The 20,092-nt window shown below is 70.4% G+C and carries 20 protein-coding genes; 9 read left to right on the forward strand and 11 right to left on the reverse strand.

Annotation, left to right across the window (positions count from 1 at the left end):
• Positions 1-72 precede the first annotated feature (72 nt).
• Both LMI96_RS14630 and LMI96_RS14635 read left to right on the forward strand, forming a co-directional pair.
• Positions 73-993 (forward strand): serine hydrolase, encoded by a 921-nt coding sequence (locus tag LMI96_RS14630; protein WP_228361998.1) that lies wholly within the window; start codon positions 73-75, stop codon positions 991-993.
• A gap of 81 nt (positions 994-1,074) precedes the next feature.
• Positions 1,075-2,187: a 5-methyltetrahydropteroyltriglutamate--homocysteine S-methyltransferase gene (locus LMI96_RS14635; RefSeq protein ID WP_228361999.1), complete on the forward strand. Its 1,113-nt coding sequence runs from the start codon at positions 1,075-1,077 to the stop codon at positions 2,185-2,187.
• 313 nt (positions 2,188-2,500) lie between these two features.
• Here LMI96_RS14635 and LMI96_RS14640 read toward each other — a convergent pair whose 3' ends face one another.
• The 4 genes from LMI96_RS14640 to LMI96_RS14655 are packed head-to-tail and all read right to left on the reverse strand — an operon-like array spanning position 2,501 to position 6,009.
• Positions 2,501-3,448 carry a VOC family protein gene (locus LMI96_RS14640; protein WP_228362000.1) on the reverse strand — a complete coding sequence of 316 codons (948 nt, stop codon included), beginning with the start codon at positions 3,446-3,448 and terminating at the stop codon, positions 2,501-2,503.
• Positions 3,449-3,477: 29 nt separating this feature from the next.
• The gene (locus tag LMI96_RS14645; protein WP_223723216.1) at positions 3,478-4,551 is read right to left on the reverse strand and encodes a 4-oxalomesaconate tautomerase; all 1,074 of its coding nucleotides are present in this window, start codon (positions 4,549-4,551) and stop codon (positions 3,478-3,480) included.
• Positions 4,541-5,257 (reverse strand): 4-carboxy-4-hydroxy-2-oxoadipate aldolase/oxaloacetate decarboxylase, encoded by a 717-nt coding sequence (locus LMI96_RS14650; RefSeq protein ID WP_228362001.1) that lies wholly within the window; start codon positions 5,255-5,257, stop codon positions 4,541-4,543. The genes LMI96_RS14645 and LMI96_RS14650 overlap by 11 nt, the downstream gene beginning before the upstream one ends.
• On the reverse strand, positions 5,254-6,009 hold the full coding sequence (locus tag LMI96_RS14655; protein WP_228362002.1) for a PIG-L deacetylase family protein: 756 nt from the start codon (positions 6,007-6,009) through the stop codon (positions 5,254-5,256). Before LMI96_RS14655 ends, LMI96_RS14650 begins: the two co-directional genes overlap by 4 nt.
• Positions 6,010-6,285: 276 nt before the next feature.
• On the opposite strand from LMI96_RS14655, the gene LMI96_RS14660 reads away from it, so the two are divergent.
• Positions 6,286-7,689, forward strand: coding sequence for an aminomethyl transferase family protein (locus tag LMI96_RS14660; protein ID WP_228362003.1), 1,404 nt, complete (start codon positions 6,286-6,288; stop codon positions 7,687-7,689).
• A 359-nt stretch (positions 7,690-8,048) separates the two neighbouring features.
• On the opposite strand, the gene LMI96_RS14665 is transcribed toward LMI96_RS14660, so the two are convergent.
• The 3 genes from LMI96_RS14665 to LMI96_RS14675 form a co-directional block, all read right to left on the reverse strand.
• A complete protein-coding gene (locus LMI96_RS14665; protein ID WP_228362004.1) occupies positions 8,049-8,513 on the reverse strand; it encodes an SRPBCC domain-containing protein in 465 nt (154 codons plus the stop codon).
• On the reverse strand, positions 8,510-8,842 hold the full coding sequence (locus LMI96_RS14670) for a helix-turn-helix transcriptional regulator (RefSeq protein ID WP_228362005.1): 333 nt from the start codon (positions 8,840-8,842) through the stop codon (positions 8,510-8,512). Before LMI96_RS14670 ends, LMI96_RS14665 begins: the two co-directional genes overlap by 4 nt.
• Before the next feature lie 89 nt (positions 8,843-8,931).
• Complete coding sequence (locus tag LMI96_RS14675; RefSeq protein ID WP_228362006.1) at positions 8,932-9,915, reverse strand: LysR family transcriptional regulator; 984 nt, start codon at positions 9,913-9,915, stop codon at positions 8,932-8,934.
• A gap of 95 nt (positions 9,916-10,010) precedes the next feature.
• Between LMI96_RS14675 and LMI96_RS14680 the strand changes: the two genes are divergently transcribed.
• A complete protein-coding gene (locus LMI96_RS14680; RefSeq protein WP_228362007.1) occupies positions 10,011-11,372 on the forward strand; it encodes an aminomethyl transferase family protein in 1,362 nt (453 codons plus the stop codon).
• Positions 11,373-11,540: 168 nt separating this feature from the next.
• Here LMI96_RS14680 and LMI96_RS14685 read toward each other — a convergent pair whose 3' ends face one another.
• Positions 11,541-11,978, reverse strand: a complete 438-nt coding sequence (locus LMI96_RS14685; RefSeq protein WP_228362008.1) for a MarR family winged helix-turn-helix transcriptional regulator — start codon at positions 11,976-11,978, stop codon at positions 11,541-11,543.
• Positions 11,979-12,123: 145 nt separating this feature from the next.
• Between LMI96_RS14685 and LMI96_RS14690 the strand changes: the two genes are divergently transcribed.
• From LMI96_RS14690 to LMI96_RS14700, 3 genes are read left to right on the forward strand one after another with little or no spacing between them, the layout of a single operon-like run.
• Entirely contained in the window at positions 12,124-12,588 is a 465-nt protein-coding gene (locus tag LMI96_RS14690; RefSeq protein ID WP_223723209.1) for a MaoC family dehydratase, read from the forward strand.
• Positions 12,589-12,593: 5 nt separating this feature from the next.
• Positions 12,594-13,490: an SDR family NAD(P)-dependent oxidoreductase gene (locus LMI96_RS14695; protein WP_374197935.1), complete on the forward strand. Its 897-nt coding sequence runs from the start codon at positions 12,594-12,596 to the stop codon at positions 13,488-13,490.
• Between the two features lie 43 nt (positions 13,491-13,533).
• Positions 13,534-15,201 carry an AMP-binding protein gene (locus LMI96_RS14700; protein WP_228362010.1) on the forward strand — a complete coding sequence of 556 codons (1,668 nt, stop codon included), beginning with the start codon at positions 13,534-13,536 and terminating at the stop codon, positions 15,199-15,201.
• Between the two features lie 55 nt (positions 15,202-15,256).
• Here the strand turns inward: LMI96_RS14700 and LMI96_RS14705 are convergent, their stop codons facing one another.
• The 3 genes from LMI96_RS14705 to LMI96_RS14715 are packed head-to-tail and all read right to left on the reverse strand — an operon-like array spanning position 15,257 to position 18,334.
• Positions 15,257-16,042, reverse strand: a complete 786-nt coding sequence (locus tag LMI96_RS14705; protein ID WP_228362011.1) for a DUF1932 domain-containing protein — start codon at positions 16,040-16,042, stop codon at positions 15,257-15,259.
• Entirely contained in the window at positions 16,039-16,932 is an 894-nt protein-coding gene (locus LMI96_RS14710) for an IclR family transcriptional regulator (RefSeq protein ID WP_228362012.1), read from the reverse strand. The genes LMI96_RS14705 and LMI96_RS14710 overlap by 4 nt, the downstream gene beginning before the upstream one ends.
• A gap of 37 nt (positions 16,933-16,969) precedes the next feature.
• Entirely contained in the window at positions 16,970-18,334 is a 1,365-nt protein-coding gene (locus tag LMI96_RS14715) for an aminomethyl transferase family protein (RefSeq protein WP_228362013.1), read from the reverse strand.
• Between the two features lie 278 nt (positions 18,335-18,612).
• Between LMI96_RS14715 and LMI96_RS14720 the strand changes: the two genes are divergently transcribed.
• Entirely contained in the window at positions 18,613-19,392 is a 780-nt protein-coding gene (locus LMI96_RS14720; protein WP_223723203.1) for an ABC transporter ATP-binding protein, read from the forward strand.
• Entirely contained in the window at positions 19,379-20,089 is a 711-nt protein-coding gene (locus tag LMI96_RS14725) for an ABC transporter ATP-binding protein (protein WP_223723202.1), read from the forward strand. The genes LMI96_RS14720 and LMI96_RS14725 overlap by 14 nt, the downstream gene beginning before the upstream one ends.
• Positions 20,090-20,092: the final 3 nt, after the last annotated feature.

Below are 20,092 nucleotides of genomic sequence, written 5' to 3' on the forward strand. Positions count from 1 at the left end.
CGAGTGAGGACGACCGGTTAGGGTCGTCCCGCCCGTTCACCCGAGCAGTCCGACAGGGGAAGGATCTCGACCGTGGCAGTCTCGCCCGAACCCGCACGAGGGACGGATGCTGCGCGCGAATCGCGTCGCGGAGCGAAACGGATTCCGCGGCGCGCGGCAGCCGGACGCCGGTCGTTCACGTCGACCCTGAAAGCCCTCGACGCCCTGGCGGCGTCGGGGGCGCAGGTGTCGGTGCGCATCGACGACCTCGATCGGGGGAGCGCCGTGCTGGTCGGCGACGACTTCCTCAGTCTCCCGATCGCGGGCCTCGGGGTCGTGCCGCTGCTGGTCGAGGTGGCGGCGCAGTTCGAGGCGGGCACGCTGGATCCGCTCGAGATCGTCGACCGGGCGGGCCTGGAGCCGGTGACGGTGTCGGGACTCTGGCAGCACCTGAAGGCCCCGGCGCTTCCGCTGTCGGACGTCGCGGTGCTCGCCGCATCCGCCGGCGACGCACTCGCCGCGAACGCCCTGCTCTCCCGCGTCGGGTTGCCGGCCGTGCGGGGGCGCGTCGAGCAGCTCGGGCTCAGCCGATCGGCGCTGATGGACAGCTTCCGCGACGTGCGCGGCCCGGATGATGCGCCCCACGTCGCGCTCGGCTCGACGCGTGAGTATGCGCAGCTGTTCGCGTCGCTCGTGAACTCCGAGGCCGTCAGCCCCGGCGTGAGCGCGCAGGTCGCGGAGTGGCTGAGTCGCGATCACGACCTGTCGCTCGTGGGCACGTCGACAGGGCTCGACCCGTTCGCGCACGACAACGACGAGCACGGTCTGCTCTTCATCAACAAGACGGGCCGGGCTCCCGGCATCCGGACCGAAGCCGGGGTGCTCGCCGGCCCGCGTGCGGGTGTGGCGTACGCGCTGTTCGTCTGCTTCGACGATCTCTCGATCGCGCACCGCCTGCGCGCGCACGACGCGTTCCGCACCCTCGGCGTCGAGCTCATGGAGTACGTGTTCTGAGCCGGAGGGCGCCCTCCCTCACCGGCGACGCCGTGTGACCGGCGGGATGCCGCCGCGGGAGGGCCCGCGTAGCATCGCAGCATGACCGTGCGCCCTCCGTTCCGTGCCGACATCGTCGGTAGTTTCCTGCGTCCCGCCGAGCTCGCCGAGGCCCGGCGCCAGCACGCTGCGGGGGTGCTCACGAGCGATGCGCTGCGCGCCGTCGAAGACACGCAGATCGAGCGGCTCGTCGGCCTCGAATCGGAGAACGGGCTGCGGGTCGCGACCGACGGCGAGTTCCGGCGGTCGTGGTGGCACTTCGACTTCTTCGACCACCTCGACGGCGTCGAGATCGTCGAGCTCGACCACGGCATCCAGTTCCAGGGCGTGCAGACGAAGCCGCGGGGGATCGAGATCTCGGGGCCGATCGGGTTCTCGGCGCAGCATCCGTTCCTCGCGCACTTCCGTGCGCTGCAGGATGCGGCCGCGCAGACCGGCGCGACCCCGAAGTTCACGATCCCCGCGCCGACGGTGCTCGACTTCCGCCTCGAACCGGGCCACATCGACGCCGCGACGTACGACGGACGCGAGGCCATCACCGACGACCTCGTGCAGGCGTACCGCGACGCGCTCGCGGCGTTCTACGACGCCGGGGCACGGTATCTGCAGTTCGACGACACGGCGTGGGCGTACCTCTGCTCCGACGTGGAGCTCGCGAAGGCGCGCGAGCGCGGCATCGACACCGACGGCATCGCCGACCGGTACGCGAGCATGCTGACCCGCATCCTCGACGGCAAGCCCGACGACCTCGTCGTCACGACCCACGTCTGTCGCGGCAACTTCCGGTCGACGTGGATCTCGTCCGGCGGATACGAGCCGGTCGCCGAGGCGCTGCTCGCCGGCACCCCGTACGACGGGTACTTCCTCGAGTACGACTCGGAGCGCGCCGGCGGCTTCGAGCCGCTGCGGTTCCTTCCCGAGGGCGACAAGATCGTCGTGCTCGGGCTCATCACGACCAAGACCGGCGAGCTCGAGGATGCTGACGCCATCCGGAACCGGATCGACGAGGCCGCCCGCTTCGCCCCGCTCGAGCAGCTCGCCCTCAGTCCCCAGTGCGGCTTCGCCTCGACCGAGGAGGGCAATGCGCTCACCGAGGACGAGCAGTGGGCGAAGATCCGCTCCGTCGTCGACATCGCCGGCTCCGTCTGGGGTTGAGTCCCGCTGGCGCCCCTGACCGTGAGACTGCAGTCGGGCGTCGAGACATTGGCTCTGGACAGACGTCTCGCGCCGAAACTGCAGTCTCGCGGTGAGGCAGTGAGGAACCCAGCGGAGCGGGGGTGTTCCTGGCGGGACTGGCATCGAGATTGGCGGGAGCCGGCCAAAGGCCGGCGGGGGACTGTCCCGTCAGGGACACCCCCGCGCAGCGAGAGCCCCCGCGCGCCAATATCCTGCTCCCGCGCTTCAGATCTGAGGCGCGGGAGCAGAAAACTGGCGCGTGGGCGTAAAGGTCGGAGCGTCGCCCCGGGTTTCAGACGAGCGGGGTGCCGTGGGTGTGGAACGTCTCGATCGTCTTCATGCCCCACGCCTGGCCCTTCTTGCGCTCCTCCTGCGTCCACTCGACGACGGGCTGGTCGGGGTCGAGCAGCAGGCGGGCGCCGGCGTTCGCGAACTCGATGCGGTTGCCACCCGGCTCCCACACGTAGAGGAAGAACGTCTGGTTGATGGCATGCTTGTGCGGCCCGGATTCGATGTGGATGCCGTTCTCGAGAAAGATGTCGGCGGCCTTCAGGATGTCTTCGCGCGTATCGGGCGCGAAGGCGATGTGGTGCAGGCGGTTGCCGTGCTTGGTCCAGTCGTCGGAGTAGACGACGTCGTAGGACTTCAGCGAGAAGTGGAACCACCAGGCGGCGAACTTGCCGTCATCGTTGCGGATGCGTTCGCTCTCGCGCATGCCGAGGGCACCCGCGAGGAACTCGCCGTTGGCCTCCACATCCTTCGCGAGGTAGTTGATGTGGTCGAGTCGGCGGGCGTTGACGCCGTGGCCGGGGAAGCGCGACGCCTGGTTCTTCAGCGCAGGCTTGTCGTCGGTCGCGACGTAGCGTTCGGTCTCGTAGTAGATGCCCATCGAATGCCCGTCGGGGTCGCGGAACCGAAAGGTGGGACCCGTGCCGACCTCACCGTCGACCCAGCCTTCGCCGAAGCCGGTCGCCTCGATCGCCGCGACCCGGCGCGCCAGTGCGTCGGGGGAGATCGCGCGGAAGGTCGTCAGGCCGACGCCCGCCGCATCCGAGGGGGTGAGCTTGATCGTGTACAGCTCGTACTCGTCCCAGGTGCGGAGGTACACCGAGCCGGCGTGCTCGGCGACTACGCGCATCGCGAGCAGGTCCTGGAAGAACCACAGGCTCCGCTCGAACTCGGGGGTGAGCAGCTCGACGCTGCCGATGTGGGCGACGTCGAATGAGGTGGAGTCGGTCATCGGGCGGTCCTTCCTAGCGGTGGGTGAGGTCAGCGGCGGGGCCGCGGGAACACGGTGCCGTCGAACAGGGGGCGGGCGGTGCGGACGGACACGGATGCCGCATGCCAGCGGCCGTCCGCATCCTGGTGCACCGAGACCCGGGCGGAGAACGTGCCGGTCGGGTGCTCGATCCGGGTCGTGTCGCCGTCCGCGGCTCGGGCGAGGTCCGCGGCGATCGTGCCCGGGATGCGGACGCCGGCGGCTACCGAGGCCGCCATGAGCACCCCGATCGACGTATGTACGCGAATCGGAATGAACGCTCGCGCCGAGATCGCCCCGGTCGCCGACGGCGGCGACAGCAGGATCATCTTCGGTATGGTCTGCGCGCGCACGTCGCCCAGGCCCATGCGCTCGCCGGCGACGAGACGCACGCGTTCGAGGGCGTCGAGCAGATCGACGCGAGCCTCGAGATCGCCGGGGGATTCGTCGCCGGCGACGCCGAACTCGCCCGCGGCGAGCAGCACGACCGGCATCCCGTTGTCGATCAGGGTGACGCGGTGCCCGTCGATCTTGTCGGTGATCGCTCCGCTCGGGAACAGCGGCTTGTCGCCCCCCGACACCTGGAGCGAGATTCCCGCGGCGGTTCCCGGAACGCCGTCGATCGCGACGTCGCCGTCGTAATCGGGCCGGCCGCCCGGGGTCGCGAAGGTCGCGTCGGCGATGTCGCCGGTGTTGCGTAGGCGGATGCGGACCACGGTCTCGTCGCCCGTCGCGCGCACGAGTCCGCGCTCGAGGGCGAACGGGCCGATTGCCGCGAGCAGGTTGCCGCACGTCTGCGCGTCGGCGACGAGCGGCTCGTCGACGGCCACCTGCAGGAACAGGTAATCGATGTCGATGCCGGGCTCGTCGGAGCGCCGCACGACGGCGACCTTCGAGGTGAGGGGATGCGCGCCGCCGATGCCGTCGATCTGCGCGGGGTCGGGGCTGCCCATGATCCGCAGCAGCAGATCGTCGCGGGCGGCCGGGTCTGAAGGGAGGTCTTCTTCGAGAAAGAACGCGCCCTTCGAGGTGCCGCCGCGCATGAGCATGCAGCGCACGCCCGCCGCGCGATCGTCAGTCGTCATCGCGCTCGAACTCCGCCTGTGTCACGAACCGCACTCCGAGGTCGGCGAGCACCGGCCGCAGGGCGTTCAGATCCATCGAAATCTCGCCGGCGCGGTAGCGCTCGCGGTTGGCGGCCTCGCGCGCGGCGCGAGTGCGGGCCGCGTCGAGCGTCTCGGCGGCGCGTTCACGCGGCACGACGGTGACCCCGTCGTCATCCGCGACGATGACATCGCCCGGCCGCACGGCCACCCCGTCGAGGATGATCGGCACGTTCACGGCGCCCGCGGTGTCTTTGACCGTGCCTTCGGCGCTGACGTGCGCGGTCCACACCGGAAACCCCATCGTCCGCAGCTCGGCCGTGTCGCGGACGCCGCCGGAGGTCACATACGCCCGCACGCCGCGGGTCTGCATCTGCGTAGCCATCAGCTCGCCGATGAACCCGTACGCCGAATCGGTCACCGGAGCGACGACGATCACATCTCCCGGCTGCGCCTGCTCGATCGCGGCGTGCACCATCAGGTTGTCGCCCGGGGCGACGCGCACGGTGATCGCCGTGCCCGACACGGCCGCGCCCTGCTGGATGGGGCGGATGCGGGGCCCCGCGTATCCGGTGCGACCCATCGCCTCGTGCACGGTCGCCGAGCCGAATTCGGCCAACGCCGCGGCGGTGTCGGCATCCGCTCGCCGGATGTCGGTCACCACGATCCGCCCGGATGCCGCGGTCATTCGAGCAAGCCCGTCACCTGGGGGAAGTAGCGCATGTACGCCTCGCCCATCGTGTCGTGCGCGAGGCCGAGGTTCGGGCCGGCATTGCGCGTGACCTGCACCCCGCGGCGGACGGCGAGATCGGTGTAGTACGACCACATGTGCTTCTGCGCGGGCAGGCACTCCATGGCGGCGCGCTTGGCGGGAAACGCGTCCGTGATGTCGAGCAGCACGTTCGGCACGAAGCCGCTCTGCTCCGGCTGGTGCGGTTCAAAGAAGAAGACCGGCGGGGCGCCGATGATCGTCTCCTTCGTGGGGAACGAGCCGTCGGAGTTCGCGACGCCGATCGCCTGGGCCAGCACCCGTGCCTCCAGAGCCATGCGCGCCGCGGCGGGATGGTCGCCGTTATACGGGTCGGTCAGCGGGTGGGTGAGCACCACGGTCGGCTGCACACGGCGGTACACGTCGACGAGGGCGGCGACCGCATCCGGGGTCTCGCGGAGCGGGTAGTCGCCGAGGTCGAGGAACTCGACGGCGGCACCGAGGGCGGATGCGGCCGCCTCCGCCTCGCCGCGACGGATCGCCTTGATCTCGTCGAGGGCTTTGCCCTGCAGCCACTGGCTGGCGGATTCGCCGCGCTCGCCGTAGCTCAGGCACACGACCGTCGCGCGCTCGCCGCGCAGGGTGGCGGCGGCGATCGCGCCGCCCGCCCGCCAGACGAAGTCGCCCGCGTGGGCGCTGAGCACGAGCAGCGAAGGGGTGATCTCTGCCATGTTCGCTCCAGTTCGTCGTCGACCGGTGAGGGGTCGGGCCGGTGTCGAGGCGGCCCGTGCAATCGTCGGGTGGGCCCGTCGACGACGTTGTTCGCCGCGTTTCGGCGGTGACCATGGCGGCGACGGTGCCGGTCCGAGGGCTTCAGCGAATCACACCCCTGGCGGAGTGGTCAAGATTTTGTTTACAATCATGGCGACGAAAACCACTATGGACAGAGGGATCCTCCTCGGTACCATCGCGGATCAGCCGACGGACAAGGAAGTCGAGGGCGACCTATGGCACGCAACCTGCAGGAGCTGCTGGATGAGCGGGGGAACATCGTCGAGATGCTCCGCGATTCGCAGCTCGGAACCTACATCTACCCGGTCGTTCCGGCCGAGTTCACGAACTGGCGGCGCGAGCAGAAGGCCTGGCGTGAGACCGCCGTGCTCTACGACCAGACGCACCACATGGTCAACTTCTTCGTCTCGGGTCCCGATGCGCTGAAGCTCCTGAGCGACACCGGCATCAATTCGTTCGCGAACTTCCCCGTGAACACCGCCAAGCAGTTCGTGCCGACCGCATCCAACGGCGGCGTGATCGGTGACGGCATCCTGTTCCACGAGGCGCAGGGCGACTACGTCTACGTCGGTCGCGCGCCGGCGGCGAACTGGCTGCAGTTCCACGCCGAGACGGGCGGATACGACGTCGAGTTCCGCTACGACGACCGCTCGCCCTCGCGTCCCTACGGCGCGGCCGTCCATCGCGACTACTACCGCTTCCAGATCCAGGGGCCGAACGCCTGGGCCATCATCGAGAAGCTCAACGGCGGACCGCTCGAGAAGGTGCGGTTCTTCCACATGGGCGAGATGACGATCGCGGGTGAGCGCGTACGGACGCTCCGGCACGGGATGGCGGGTGCTCCGGGGCTCGAGATCTGGGGCCCCTACGAGCAGCACGCGAAGATCCGCGAAGCCGTCCTCGAGGCCGGCCGCGAGTTCGGGATCGAGCCCTGCGGCTCACGCGCGTACTCGTCGAACACGCTCGAATCCGGCTGGATCCCGTCGCCGCTGCCGGCCATCTACACCGGCGAGGCCGAGCGGGCGTACCGCGAGTGGCTGCCCGCGAACAGCTACGAGGCGATCAACGCGCTCGCCGGCTCGTTCGTATCGGACGACATCGAGGACTACTACCTCACCCCGGGGGAGCTCGGCTACGGCTCGTTCGTGAAGTTCGACCACGACTTCATCGGCCGCGACGCCCTCGAGAAGGTGGATGCGGACGCGCAGCGCAAGAAGGTCACGCTCGCCTGGAACGACGAGGACCTGGCGAAGATCCTCACGAGCGTGATCGACCGCGAGGGTGTCGGCTACCAGTTCTTCGATCTGCCGAACGCGAACTACGGTTCGTCCAACTACGACGCCGTGATCGACGCCGACGGCAACCAGATCGGGCTCTCGCTGTTCACGGGAGTCACGGCGAACGAGAAGCGCGGGCTGTCGCTCGCGACCGTCGATCGGGATGTGCCGATCGGGGCCGAGGTGCGCGTCGTCTGGGGCGAACCGGATGGCGGATCGAAGAAGACGACCGTCGAGCCGCACGAGCAGATCGCCGTGCGCGCGATCGTCAGCCCGGTGCCCTACGCCGAGACCGCCCGGCAGGAGTACCAGGGGGGTTGGCGCACCGCGGGCACGCTGTAGCTCGCGGCGCCCGCGGTTGCCGCGGCACGGCGGTTGCGCTCGGCGCGAGCAGTCACTCGCTGCCGCACCGCTGCGTGCACAACTCAGGAGGAACCGACCCGGATGCGGCCGCGCAGCGCGCGGGTGCAGCGGATCTCCTGCGTTGTGCACGCCGGGCGGCCGCGCCGCGGTGTGAGGTGACTCGCTGACGCGTTTGCGCGGCGCGGACGGGCGAGTGGGTCATGAGTTGTCGGACCGCTGGGGCGGATGTCTACGGATGTGGCGGATGAGGCGGGCTGCGCGCGTTCGATCCGACGACCGATGCGCCATCGCGCCTGCTGAGCCACCTCCGGCTCAGGAGCCTTCGCCTGCGAGTCCGGTCATTCCGCCGCGCGGCCGTGCGCGGCGGTGTCGAGCAGCTTCGCGAGATGCTTCAGCGCGGTCGTCCATCCCTCGGTGTGCTCTTCGGCCGTGGCGTCGTCGGGGAGCTCCTGCTCGGTGAGGGTGACGAGGGTGCCCTCTCCGTGCGCGGCGAAGGTGACCTCGGTGCGGAGCGTCAGGTCTCCCTCTCCCTCGAGCGTGCCCGTCCAGGCCAGGTGGTGCGGGGCGTCGAAGGCGGTGTAGGTCCCGTGTTCGCGGTACGCGTCACCCTCGGGGGGTGGGCCGAACGTGACGGTGTACGAGCCGCCTACTCCGGGACTCACTTCCGCCGAGCCGACGACCCAGCCCTCGACCGGGGCGTACCAATGCCGCAGCGACTCCGGGTCGACCCACACCTCGAACACGTCCGCCGGAGGACGCGCGTACGTGCGGGTGAGGGTGATGGATCGATCGTTCGCGGTCATGTCGTCTCTCCTTGTTCGAGCGTCCGGTCGAGTGACCGGAGCCGGTGGGCCCACATCCGCTGTCTGCGGGTGATCCAGGCGGATGCCTCGTCCAGCGCCCCCGGACGCAGTGCGCATGCGCGCACCCGGCCGGACTTCGTCGTCTCCACGAGCCCGGCATCGACGAGCACTCTGACGTGGGTCATCGCGGTCGGAAGTGCGATGCCGAAGGGAGCGGCGAGATCGGTGACGGAGACCGGGCCGTCTGTCATCCGGTCGAGCATCGTGCGACGGGTGGGGTCGGCGAGGGCGTGCAGCACACCGTCGAGCCCATCGCGATACTTAGTCATATTGCTAAGTGTGCCACACGCCCCGCCGCCCCGCGCGAACGCCCCGCCGGGCCGCGTGAGCGGGCGCCGCACGGGCCCGAGGCGAAGCGTCAGCCGTCCGCGGCGTCGCCGTGGATCACCTGGAACCGTCCCGACGACCCGCGGATGGCGCGCGCCACCGTCTCGAACAGCCAGTCGAGCGCGGCCGTGTGCGCCGTCGTGGAGCGGCGGTAGAGGCTGACATCGAGCGGCGCCATCTCGAAGGGCAGGGGTCGCACCACCAGCGGCCATGTCTGCGCCCAGCCCTCGGCGATCGTGTCGGGCATCGTCGCGATCAGGTCGTGACTCGCGGCGAGCAGCGGCGGCAGCGCCGCGAAGTGGTGCGCGGCGATGCGCGGCTCGATCGTGACTCCGGCCAGACGCAACGCGTGCTCCACGGCGGGTGCACCCGAGTCGCTCGCCACGACGATGTGGCCGGCCGTCGCGTAGGCGTCGAGGTCGAGCGAATCTGCGGCGAGCGGATGCCGCGACGACATCACGACGCCGTACCCCTGGGTCTTCAGAACCACCTTCTCGAACCGCCCCGGCACGGGTGACGGGGTGGCAGCCAGATCGACCGTGCCGCGCCCCAGCCACTCGGGAAGCGCCTGCACGTCCATCGGGACGACCTCGATCCGCATCTCGGGCGCGCGTCGCCGGACGGCCCGGACGATGGCGGGGAGCCAGCCGATCTCGCCGAGCTCGGACAGCGCGATCCGGAAGGTGCGCGTCGAGTCCGCCGGGTCGAACCGGCGCACGCCGTCGAGGGTGCGGTCGACCGCAGCTAAGGCCTCGCGGAACCCGGGGTAGACGCTGTCGGCGAGGGGTGTGGGGACCATCGCGCGCCCGACGCGGTGGAACAGCGGGTCGTCGAGTTCGCGGCGGAGGCGCCCGAGCGCCTGGCTGACCGCGGGCTGCGTCACGTACAGCCGCGCGGCAGCGGAGGTGAGACTGCGGGTCTCGGCGATCGCGACGAACACGCGGATGAGGTTCAGGTCCACGGGCGCGATTCCGCTGCGTGCCGCACGCCGAAGCTCGAGCGGCCCCTCAGGCATCCTTGCCGGTCCATAAGCACAGCTTATGCACGCCCGCACTGCGGATGAATGGAGTTTCCTAGAGTTGCTCTCGTTCTGGAACGAAGGAGTTCACCATGACCGAATCCGCCGCCGCCGCGATCGCCCGCGTCGGAGACCCCGTCGCCCTGCTGCGGAACGCGCAGGCGAGGCCGACGATCTTCCCCGTCACGCCGGAGTTCAGCAATTGGCGGAGCGAGCAGCGGTCGTGGCGCGAGAGCGTGGCTCTGCTTGATCAGTCGCACCACATGACCGACCTGTTCATCTCCGGCCCGGATGCGGCCCGCCTGCTCAGCGAGACGGGCGTGAACAGTTTCGCGACCTTCCCGGTCGATGCCGCGAAGCAGTTCGTGGCCGTGAACCACGAGGGGTACCTGATCGGCGACGCCATCCTGTTCCATCTCGACGACGAGGTGTACGACCTCGTGGGCTGGTACATGGTGCTCGACTGGGTGCAGTTCATCGGCGAGACGGGCGACTACGACGTCACCTTCGAGCGCGATGCGAACACACTGATGCGCGAGCCCGGCACCCCGCCGACCCTCTACCGGTACGAGGTGCAGGGCCCGCACGCCCTGGCGCTCGTGGAGAAGCTCATCGGCGGGCCGGTGCCGGCGACGAAGTTCTTCGGGATGGCGACGTTCGAGATCGCGGGCGCCACCGTGCGCTCTCTCCGGCACGGGATGGCGGGTCAGCCGGGGTTCGAGCTGTTCGGTCCGTGGGCGGATGGTGACCGCATCCGTGACGCGATCCTCTCTGCGGGCGAGGAGTTCGGTCTCGTGCGGGTCGGGGCGAAGGCGTATTCGTCGGCGAACCTCGAGTCGGCGTGGGTGCCGTCACCCCTGCCGGCGATCTTCACGGGCGAGCGCTCGGCCGAGTATCTGGCCTGGTTGCCGGCGGCGCGGCTCGGTTCGCTGGCCGGGAGCTTCGTGTCGGATGACATCGAGGACTACTACCTGACCCCGTACGACCTCGGGTACGGGCGCAGCGTCGCCTTCGACCACGACTTCATCGGGCGGGCGGCGCTCGAGCGGCACGCGGCGTCGCCGCAGCGGGTGAAGGTCACGCTGGTCTGGGAGCCGGAAGACGTGGCGGCCGCGCAACGATCGCTGTACGAGGCGGGCGTGCCGGCGAAGTACATCGACTTCCCGAAGGCGCGGTACGGGCTCTATCAGGTCGATCGCGTGTCGGCGGAGGACGGGGCGGATGCGGGCATCTCGCACGACGTGGGGTACATCACGGGTGAGCAGGTCTTCGTGTCGCTCGCGAGTGTGGCGCCGGAGTACGCCGAGCCGGGCACGCGGGTCGTCGTCACCTGGGGTGAGCAGCCCCACACGGCCAAGCCCGCGGTCGAGCCGCACCGGCAGGTCGAGATCCGCGCGACCGTGCAGCCCGCTCCGTACTCGCGGTTCGCGCGGGAGAACTATCGCAAGAGTTGACGCCGCTCACCCGCAGCGCCTGGGCAGCGTCGGTGCGCGCGCGAGGTCCTGTCGAGCGGAGGATGATCCGTCCGCGCGAGGGTGAATGCGGCCGCGACATCCTCCGCTCGCGCGATCATCCTCATCTCGGCGACCGGCGGCGACCCACGTCGTCGGGCGCGCGGCGGCTCAGGCGGGACGGTGGCCCTGCTCGTCGAGCGACCGCCGCGCGCGTCGGAGGAGCGCGGCGAAAACTTCGCGCTCCTCCTCGTCGAAGTCCGCGAGCATCAGTTCTTCGACGCCGGCGACCTGCGGGTCGAGCCGCGCGAGGGTCATCGTGCCCGCATCCGTGAGCCGGAGCAGGATCTGACGGCCCGGGCCGGGATCGCGGCTGACGAGGCCGGCGTCGACCAGCGGATCGATGATCCCCGCCATGGTCTGCGGGCGCACGAACGAGCGGCGGGCGAGCTCCGAGCCGCTGATACCGGGGCGGCGTTCGAGCACGGTCAGCGCGGTGTACTGCGCGGCGGTCATGCCGGCGGCCGCGCACGCCGCGTGGAACCGCGGGCGCAGCGCCAGCTCGAGCTGCTTGATCTGGTAGACGAGGCTGCGTCGCTGTGGGGTCATCCGGCTTCTCCTCCGCGGCGCTCACGCTAGCGCACGGCTGTTCTCCGGTGATCGTCGCCGCGTGTTGACGACCCGGAGGTCTCGTCCTAGTATTTCAGGCAACCTGAAATAATGCTCCCGTGCAACGATGCAAAGGACGGTCCCGATGACGGATGCCGCACGACTCTCGCTCGATGTCGCCGAGCTCGCGAACGCCGCGGGCGCCTCGTTCGGTCCCTCCTCGTGGCGGGAGATCACGCAGGACGAGGTCGACCTGTTCGCGCGCGTCACCGGCGATCACAACCCCATCCACCTCGACGCCGCGTACGCCGCGAGCACCCCGTTCGGCACGCGCATCGCGCACGGGCTGCTGACGCTCAGCCTCGTCGTACCGCTGATGGCCGAGGTCTTCGACGTGCCCGACGCGGGGATGGGCATCAACTACGGACTCAACCGCGTGCGCTTCCCGGCGCCCGTGCCGGTCGGATCTCGGATCCGCGTCGTCGGCGAGGTGCGCACGGCGTCGGAGGTTCCGGGCGGCGTGCAGATCGAGGTGCCGGTCACGTTCGAGATCGAGGGTGCGCCGAAACCCGCGTGCGTGGCCGAGCTCGTGCTGAGGTACTACCGATGAGCGCGGTGCGGCTGGACGGGCGGGTGGTGATCGTCACCGGCGCCGGGCGCAGTCTCGGGCGCGCGTACGCGCTCGCGCTCGCCGACGCCGGGGCAGCGGTGGTCGTGAACGACGTCGATGCGGAGAGCGCGGCCCAGACGGTATCTGACATCACGGATGCGGGCGGGTCGGCGGTCGCCGTCGTCGCGGCCGTGGGCACGAGCGCGGCCGCCGACGAGCTGGTGGCGGCGGCGCTCTCGTCGTTCGGGCGCCTCGACGTGCTCGTGGCCAACGCGGGTGTGCTGCGGGACCGCGTGCTGTGGAAGATGTCGGATGACGACTTCGACGCCGTGATCAGCACGCACCTGCGGGGGTCATTCACCTGCGGGCGCGCGGCCGCGGTCGCGATGCGCGAGCGGGGCGAGGGCGGTCGCATCATCCTGATCGGTTCGCCCGCGGGGCAGTTCGGCAGTTTCGGCCAGACGAACTACGCGGCGGCGAAGGCGGGACTGGTCGCGATGGCCCGCACCTGGTCGCTCGAGCTCGCGCGCGCGGGGATCACCGCCAACGCGGTCATCCCGACCGCGCTCAGCCCGATGACCGCGACGATCCCCGCCTACACGCAGGTGTACGAGGACTTCGTGGCCGGGAAGGGCATCCCCACCGAGTACCGGCGCGACCACGCGCTCGGCACCCCGGAGGATGTCGCGGCCCTCATCGTGTGGCTGGCGTCGGAGCACTCGGCGGCCGTGACGGGGCAGGCGATCGGCATCGGCGGAGACCGGCTCGCGCTGTACGCGCACCCGGCGGTGCTCGAGACCGCCGACCGCGACGGCGGATGGTCGGCGGAGGAGATCGATGGCGTCTGGCGCGATCGATTCGCGCCGCTCGCGCAGCGATCCGGCCCGCCCACGCTCGACTGAGCGCACAGGGATCGATCGTGCCGAGGCGAACGAGGGAGTTCGGATGAGAGGCCACTACAGCGACGTATGGCAGGCGATCGCGCGCGCGTTCCCCGATCGACCGGCGATCGTCACCCCGGACGACACGATGACCTATCGGCGCTTCGCCGCGGATGCCGGCGCGCTCGCGGGGCACCTTGCCCGGGCGGGCGTCGGCCCGGGCGACGCCGTCGCGGTGATGCTCTACAACCGTCCCGAGTATCTCGTCACCCTGTTCGCCTGCTTCGCCCGCGCGATCGCGCCGGTGACCCTGAACTACCGGTATCGCGCGACCGAGGTGCGGGCGCTCCTGGAGGATTCCGGTGCCCGCGTGCTGGTGTACCCCACGTCGCTGTGGCCCGTGGTGCGCGAGGCGGTGGCGGACTGGGCGCACGCCCCCGCCCTGATCGCCGTGGACGACGACCCGCCCGCCCTTCCGTCCGCGGATGCGGATGCGGACGCGGATGCGGATGCGGGGGTTCCGTGGTCCGAGGCGATCGCTGTGCCCGGAATCCTTCCCGTGACTCCGCCCGCCGGCGCCGAGCTGCGCCTCTACACGGGCGGAACCACGGGGCAACCGAAGGCCGTCGTCTGGGGCGCCGAAGACATCCTCTCGGTGCAGCTCTACTCGATCTACGGCACGGTCGGGCTTCCGCTCCCGCAGACGATGGACGACGTCGTGGCCGTCGCCGCCGACCCGGCGACGCCCGCTCCGCGTACCCTCCCGCTCGCCCCGTTCATGCACGGCACCGCGCTGTTCACCTCGATGAACACCCTCGTGCTGGGCGGCACCATCCTCGTGATCCCCTCGCCGCGCCTCGATGCCGATGCGGCGTTCCGGTTCGCGGTCGACGCGGGCGCCACCCGACTCGTCGTGGCCGGTGATGCCATCGCGCTCCCGCTGATCGAGGCGTGGGAGCGCTCGGGTGAGCGTTCGTTCGGCGCGGTCGGGTCTCTCATCAGTTCCGGGATGCGGTTCAGCCCGCAAGCGAAGCGCCGGTTCCACGCGCGGGCCGACCTGGTCATCATCGACCTGCTCGCCTCGACCGAGGGCGGACCGTACGCGGTCAACACGACCGCATCCGTCGCCGATGTTCCCGGGCGGCTGCGCCTGCTGCCGGGGGCCGTGGTGCTCGACGACGACCTGCGCGAGGTGCAGCACCTCGAGGGGGGTCGGGGTGTCCTCGCCTTCCGTGGCACGTTGCCGAGGGGCTACTTCCGCGACGAGGAGAAGACCCGTGAGGCCTTCCCGGTGATCAACGGGGTGCGTCACGTCATGCCCGGCGACTGGGCGGTCTCTCACGGCGACGGCACGGTCGACCTGCTCGGGCGGGGGAGCGCCGTGGTCAACACGGGCGGCGAGAAGGTCTATCCGGTCGAGGTCGAAGAGGCCCTCCTCGCTTTTCCGGCGATTGCGGATGCGGTCGTCTTCGGTATGCCGGACGCCCGCTACGGCGAGGCGGTCACGGCGGTCGTCGTCGTCCAGGGAACGGTCGCTCTCGATGCGGACGCCCTCCGCGCCCATCTCGACACGCTCCTCGCCGGCTACAAGAAGCCCCGGAACGTGATCGTCCGCGACAGTCTCGAGCGCAGCCCGCACGGCAAGGTGGATCTCCCGCGGATGAAGGCCTCGCTCCGGACGGTTGTCGGCGCCGTCGATACCCCCACGGGGACCCTGCGGATCGTGCGCTGAGCGCCGCCGGGCGATGCGCGGCCGCCGAGCGATGTTGCGGTGAGGCAGGGCGCGGTCAGGGCCGGTCTTCTCCGCGTTCGTCGAGGATGCGTTCGAACCACGCGAGGGTGCCGCGGGTCATGTCGGCGGGTGTGCCGAGGGAGTCGAGGAGGTCGAGGGCGTCTCGCACCTCCTGTTCGCGCCGCGCGGTGTGAGCGTACGTGCCGGTGAGGAGTCGCTCGACGAGTGCGGGGGCGTCGGGTCCTAACTCCGCGGTCAGCTGATCCCGCATCCATGGCTCCGCGCCCGCGGCATCCGCCGTCGTCAGGGTCTCGATGAGCAGTGTCGCCAGGCCCTTCATGAACACGCTCCGCACGAGTTTCAGTCGGGCGGCGGTTCCGGCGGGGCCCGCGACCGTGTCGACCGGCACGCCGAACGGCCGGAGGAGGCGGCCGACCTCTGCCGCGCCCGGGCCACTCGCGAGCAGGGGCGTCCGCGACCCGGCGCGGGTGACCGGGGCGAGCACCGCCACATCCGCGACGGCGACGCCGACGTCGACACCGACGGCTGCGACGGCGGCCTTCGTCTCCGGTGACGCGGTGTTGAAATCGGCGAACACGACCCCCGGGCCCAGAAGCGGCAGCGCCGCCGCCGCGACGCTCATCGCCGCGTGCGCGCCCACGAGGCTGATCGCGAGATCCGCGTCGCGAAGCGCGCCGGCGAGGTCGGCGGCGCGATCGATGCCCTCGGTGACGCGGGACGGCGACGTGTCGTACCCGCGCACCACGGCGCCGGCCGCGCGCAGCCCGGTGGCATACCGGCGTCCGGCCTCGCCGAGTCCGATGACGGCGATGCGGGTCATCGCGCGCCCGCCCGAGCCGTGCCGGGCGCGTGCTCGCCGGCGAGTGCGGCGATGTACTCCCACGACCGCGCCGACACGCCCGCATCCGGCCGCAGCCCGTGTGCGGCGGCGTCGTCGTCGGTCGCGGAGGCCGAGGCGTACGCGTCGCGGAGTGCGCGGGTGACGCCGGCCGCGGCCACCCGGAGCGTCTCGATCACGGCCGGGTCCGACCCGCCGTCGTTCGGGATCACCGCGCCCATCGCGGCATACACCGAGCCGTCCGGGCCGTGCACAGGAACGGCGATCCCGCGGGAATCGAGATGGATGTGACCGGGAGCGACCGCCACGCCCTCCGCGCGGATCCGGGCGAGGGTCGCGCGGAGCTCCGCCTCTCTCGTGAGGGTCCGGGGCGTGTACGCCCGGGGCCCCGACGCGAGCAGGTGCGAGAGCACCCCGGCCGGGGCGTGGGCGAGCAGCACGAGTCCGATCGACGAGGCGTGCAGCGGGATGCGGCCGCCGATGAGCGTGGCGTTGACCACCGCATCCGGAGCCGACATCCGCTCCACGAACAGCACATCGTCGCCCGCGCGGACACCGAGCTGGATGTGCTGCCGGATGCGGGAGTGCGCGGCGGCGAGCCACGGCCGGGCGACCTCGCGGATACCGAGGGCGCCCGGCGTTCGTGACGCGTACTCCCAGAGCCGTACCCCGAGCCGGTAGGTGCGGTCCGGCATCCGTTCGAGCAGGCCCGTCTCGGTGAGCTCCGCGACGAGGCGATGCGCGGTCGAGGGCGCCAGGCCCGCGGCGGACGCGATCTCGCTGAGGGTCAGGAACGGATGCAGCGCCTCGAACGCGTCGAGCACCCGCAGGTGCCGCTGCAGTGCCGACTGCCCGGCTGATCCACGCGCCATCGCGTCCTCCTCACGAGGACCCTACACACCGTCGGCGCTATGCCCGGTACACCGTCCGAGCCCACTCGTGGTACGGCGCGGGGGCGACCGTGGCGCGGATCCGCACCTGGCGGTGATCCTGGTCGACCGAGTCCTTCGCCGACACCGGGTTCTCGCCCCAGACGACCTCGACTTCGGCCCCGTCGTCGATTCCCTCGTCGAGGGTGGCGAGTGACATATAGAGCTGTTCGTAGGCGATGTAGCCCGCATCCGTCGAGATGCCCACGAGATCCTCGCCGCGGCGCACTTCGTCCATCTGGTAGAGCCCGTACCGGGCCTTCGGGAAGTCGAGGAACTTCGCGGGAGTGCCCGGCTCGAGCTGCGAACGCACGACACCGGCGACGTCCTCGGCGTTCCAGAGCAGCGTCACCTTGCGGCGCCGGGGCGCCGCCGCATGGCGCTCCAACGCCTCGCGACCGTGGAAGTCGTGGTCGAAGCGCACCGACCGGCCGAGGCCGATGTCGTACGGGGTGAGGTAGAAATCGCGCACGTCGTCGGAGATGAGCGACCCGGCGACCGACCCGATCCGCGCGGCCGGCAGCCACTCGCGGTATTCGGCCAGGTCGTCATCGAAGACGGCGGGGAAGGGCGTGGGCACCCACCCTGATTCGAGCGGCGTGGCCGAGTAGGCCTTGGCGCCGACCCGGTGGATGCCGAACTCCGCACCCGCCTCGAGGATGGCATCCCGCACGGGCTCGCTGTCGGCCCACGGGCCGAAGAACTCGAAGCCGGGCTGCCCGGCCATCCCGTGCCGGAGCCCCTTGACGGTGCGGCCGGCGATCGTGAAGTCGCCGATGTGGAAGAACTTCACCTCCGGCACGGGGCCGGCGAACAGCTTCTCCATCACCTCGTTCGCGAACGGTCCCTGCAGCTCGTAGCGGTAGAACGTGGGCGGGCCCTGACGCATGTGCGAGTTCGCCTCGAGGCGGTAGTGCACGTCCTTGCCGGCGGCCTCCGCCTTCTCGACGTTGTAGCGCACCCAGTCGATCAGGATGTGGTGTCCGACCAGCACGAGCCCCTCGGGGGCGTCCTCGTTGTAGAAGAGGATGCCGTCACCGATGAGGTAGCCGTCCTTGTTCACCGAGATCAGCTGCTTCGCGACGCCCGGACGGAACGTGGCGAACGTGTTGGGGGAGATCGTTCCGAGCAGCGGCAGCAGGTCGGCGCCGCCCAGGAACAGCTGCGTCATGTGGTGCGACTGGTCCATGAGGGCGACCGTCGTGTTCCACGAGCGCTGCTCGTCGCGCCAGTTCGTGAACTCCGGAGCGACCGGGAACGTGAACGCGGGCCAGTTCTGGTTGCGCAGCAGCTCCACGGGGCTGCCGGCACGGGTGATCGCCTCGGCGAGGGATTCGGATGTCATCGTCGACCTTCCTGTCAGTGCTTCCGATCGTGCGCCGGATGCCGAGGCGTCATACGGAAGATTCGCATGAACGGAATCGGCGGGCGATGCCGGATGCGGCGCCCGCACTCTGAGAGCGGACATCCTGCCGCAACGAGGCGGTCGGGCACGGTCCGACAACGACTCTCCGATTGCGCGCCAAAATCGTTGACAATCTGAGCGTGAATCCGTACCGTCCAGAATCAGGGCGATGACGCCCCGGGTCGAAGCGATGTGGCAACGACGCAGGAAGGTGAGCGATGGCAGCTCGACTGACTCTGAACGACGTGAATCTCCGTTTCGGGGGGATCACGGTGCTCCACGACGTGACCTTCGAGGTCGAACCCGGTCAGATCTTCGGTCTGGTCGGGCCCAACGGTGCCGGGAAGACCTCGCTGTTCAACTGCATCAGCGGCCACTACCGCCCGAGCTCCGGATCCATCCGGATCGACGGCGACGAGGTGCTCGGCACCACGCCCTCGGGGCTGGCGAAGCGCGGTCTCGCGCGCACGTTCCAGCATCCGGCTCTGCAACTGCACGCGTCCGTGCTCGAGAACGTCCTGCTCGGTGCGCACACGCGACTCCCGGCGGGTCCGCTCGAGTGGGCCATCCGGACCCCGCGGACCGTGCGCTCCGAGCGCGAGCAGCGGCGCGAAGCCCTCGATCTGCTCGAGCGCACCGGACTCGGCTGGGCCGCGCACCTTCCCGCCGACGAACTCTCGCACGGCCTGCACAAGGGCATCGAGCTCTGCCGCGCCCTGCTCACCCGCCCGAGCCTGCTGCTGCTCGACGAGCCCGCCGCCGGCCTCCCGCATTCCGAGGTCGAGCAGCTCATCGCGACCGTTCGCACCATCCGCGACGACGACATCACCGTCGTGATCGTCGAGCACCACATGGGACTCATCGCCGCCCTCACCGACCGTGTCGTGGTTCTCGACCACGGCCGCACCCTGATGGAGGGCACGGCCGCGCAGGCGCAGTCCGACCCGCGGGTCATCGAGGCGTACATCGGAAAGGACGCCGCGGATGACGCTGCTTGAACTCGAAGGCGTGACCGCCTTCTACGGCCCCGTGCAGGTGCTCGACGGGGTGTCACTGTCGGTTCCCGAGAACGGCGCCGTCGGCATCCTGGGCGCGAACGGCGCCGGCAAGACCACGACCCTCCGCGCCATCAGCGGCACCGTGCGGGCGGGCGGCAGCATCCGCTTCGAGGGCACAGACATCCGCGGGATGCGGCCCGACCGGGTCGCGGCGATCGGCATCGCGCATGTGCCCGAGGGGCGCGGCACCCTCGGGGGGCTGACCGTCCGCGAGAACCTGCGGGTCGGCGCCTACCTGCGGAAAGACCGCAAGGGCATCGACGCCGACGTCGAGTACTGTCTCGAGCTCTTCCCGAACCTCAAGGAGCGCTATCGCTCGCACGCGTCCGCGCTGTCGGGCGGAGAACAGCAGATGCTCGCGGTCGCCCGCGCCGTGATGGCCAAGCCCCGACTGCTGCTCCTCGACGAAGCGTCGCTCGGCCTCGCGCCCAGCACCGCACGAAACGTCTACGACGCGATCGCGCGCCTGCGTCGCGAATCCGGCATCTCCATGCTCGTCGTCGAGCAGAACGCCACCCTCGCCTTCCGCCTCGTCGATTCGGCCACCGTGCTCGAGACCGGACGCAACGTCCTCACCGGCACCTCCGCCGAGCTCAAAGGCATGGACGAGATCCGACGCGCCTACCTGGGAGGCTGACCG

Origin of the sequence: Microbacterium sp. cx-59 (genome assembly GCF_020805625.1) — a bacterium.
GTDB lineage: Bacteria > Actinomycetota > Actinomycetes > Actinomycetales > Microbacteriaceae > Microbacterium.

What these genes read in the sequence shown, in the direction of transcription:
- LMI96_RS14705 (WP_228362011.1), bottom strand. Translation starts at nt 16,042, where the DNA reads ATGACCCGCATCGCCGTCATCGGACTCGGCGAGGCCGGACGCCGGTAT.
- LMI96_RS14665 (WP_228362004.1), bottom strand. Translation starts at nt 8,513, where the DNA reads ATGACCGCGAACGATCGATCCATCACCCTCACCCGCACGTACGCGCGT.
- LMI96_RS14720 (WP_223723203.1), top strand. Translation starts at nt 18,613, where the DNA reads ATGGCAGCTCGACTGACTCTGAACGACGTGAATCTCCGTTTCGGGGGG.
- LMI96_RS14715 (WP_228362013.1), bottom strand. Translation starts at nt 18,334, where the DNA reads ATGACATCCGAATCCCTCGCCGAGGCGATCACCCGTGCCGGCAGCCCC.
- LMI96_RS14670 (WP_228362005.1), bottom strand. Translation starts at nt 8,842, where the DNA reads ATGACTAAGTATCGCGATGGGCTCGACGGTGTGCTGCACGCCCTCGCC.
- LMI96_RS14710 (WP_228362012.1), bottom strand. Translation starts at nt 16,932, where the DNA reads ATGGCGCGTGGATCAGCCGGGCAGTCGGCACTGCAGCGGCACCTGCGG.
- LMI96_RS14675 (WP_228362006.1), bottom strand. Translation starts at nt 9,915, where the DNA reads ATGCCTGAGGGGCCGCTCGAGCTTCGGCGTGCGGCACGCAGCGGAATC.
- LMI96_RS14645 (WP_223723216.1), bottom strand. Translation starts at nt 4,551, where the DNA reads ATGACGACTGACGATCGCGCGGCGGGCGTGCGCTGCATGCTCATGCGC.
- LMI96_RS14635 (WP_228361999.1), top strand. Translation starts at nt 1,075, where the DNA reads ATGACCGTGCGCCCTCCGTTCCGTGCCGACATCGTCGGTAGTTTCCTG.
- LMI96_RS14655 (WP_228362002.1), bottom strand. Translation starts at nt 6,009, where the DNA reads ATGGCAGAGATCACCCCTTCGCTGCTCGTGCTCAGCGCCCACGCGGGC.
- LMI96_RS14725 (WP_223723202.1), top strand. Translation starts at nt 19,379, where the DNA reads ATGACGCTGCTTGAACTCGAAGGCGTGACCGCCTTCTACGGCCCCGTG.
- LMI96_RS14690 (WP_223723209.1), top strand. Translation starts at nt 12,124, where the DNA reads ATGACGGATGCCGCACGACTCTCGCTCGATGTCGCCGAGCTCGCGAAC.
- LMI96_RS14640 (WP_228362000.1), bottom strand. Translation starts at nt 3,448, where the DNA reads ATGACCGACTCCACCTCATTCGACGTCGCCCACATCGGCAGCGTCGAG.
- LMI96_RS14700 (WP_228362010.1), top strand. Translation starts at nt 13,534, where the DNA reads ATGAGAGGCCACTACAGCGACGTATGGCAGGCGATCGCGCGCGCGTTC.
- LMI96_RS14685 (WP_228362008.1), bottom strand. Translation starts at nt 11,978, where the DNA reads ATGACCCCACAGCGACGCAGCCTCGTCTACCAGATCAAGCAGCTCGAG.
- LMI96_RS14680 (WP_228362007.1), top strand. Translation starts at nt 10,011, where the DNA reads ATGACCGAATCCGCCGCCGCCGCGATCGCCCGCGTCGGAGACCCCGTC.
- LMI96_RS14650 (WP_228362001.1), bottom strand. Translation starts at nt 5,257, where the DNA reads ATGACCGCGGCATCCGGGCGGATCGTGGTGACCGACATCCGGCGAGCG.
- LMI96_RS14660 (WP_228362003.1), top strand. Translation starts at nt 6,286, where the DNA reads ATGGCACGCAACCTGCAGGAGCTGCTGGATGAGCGGGGGAACATCGTC.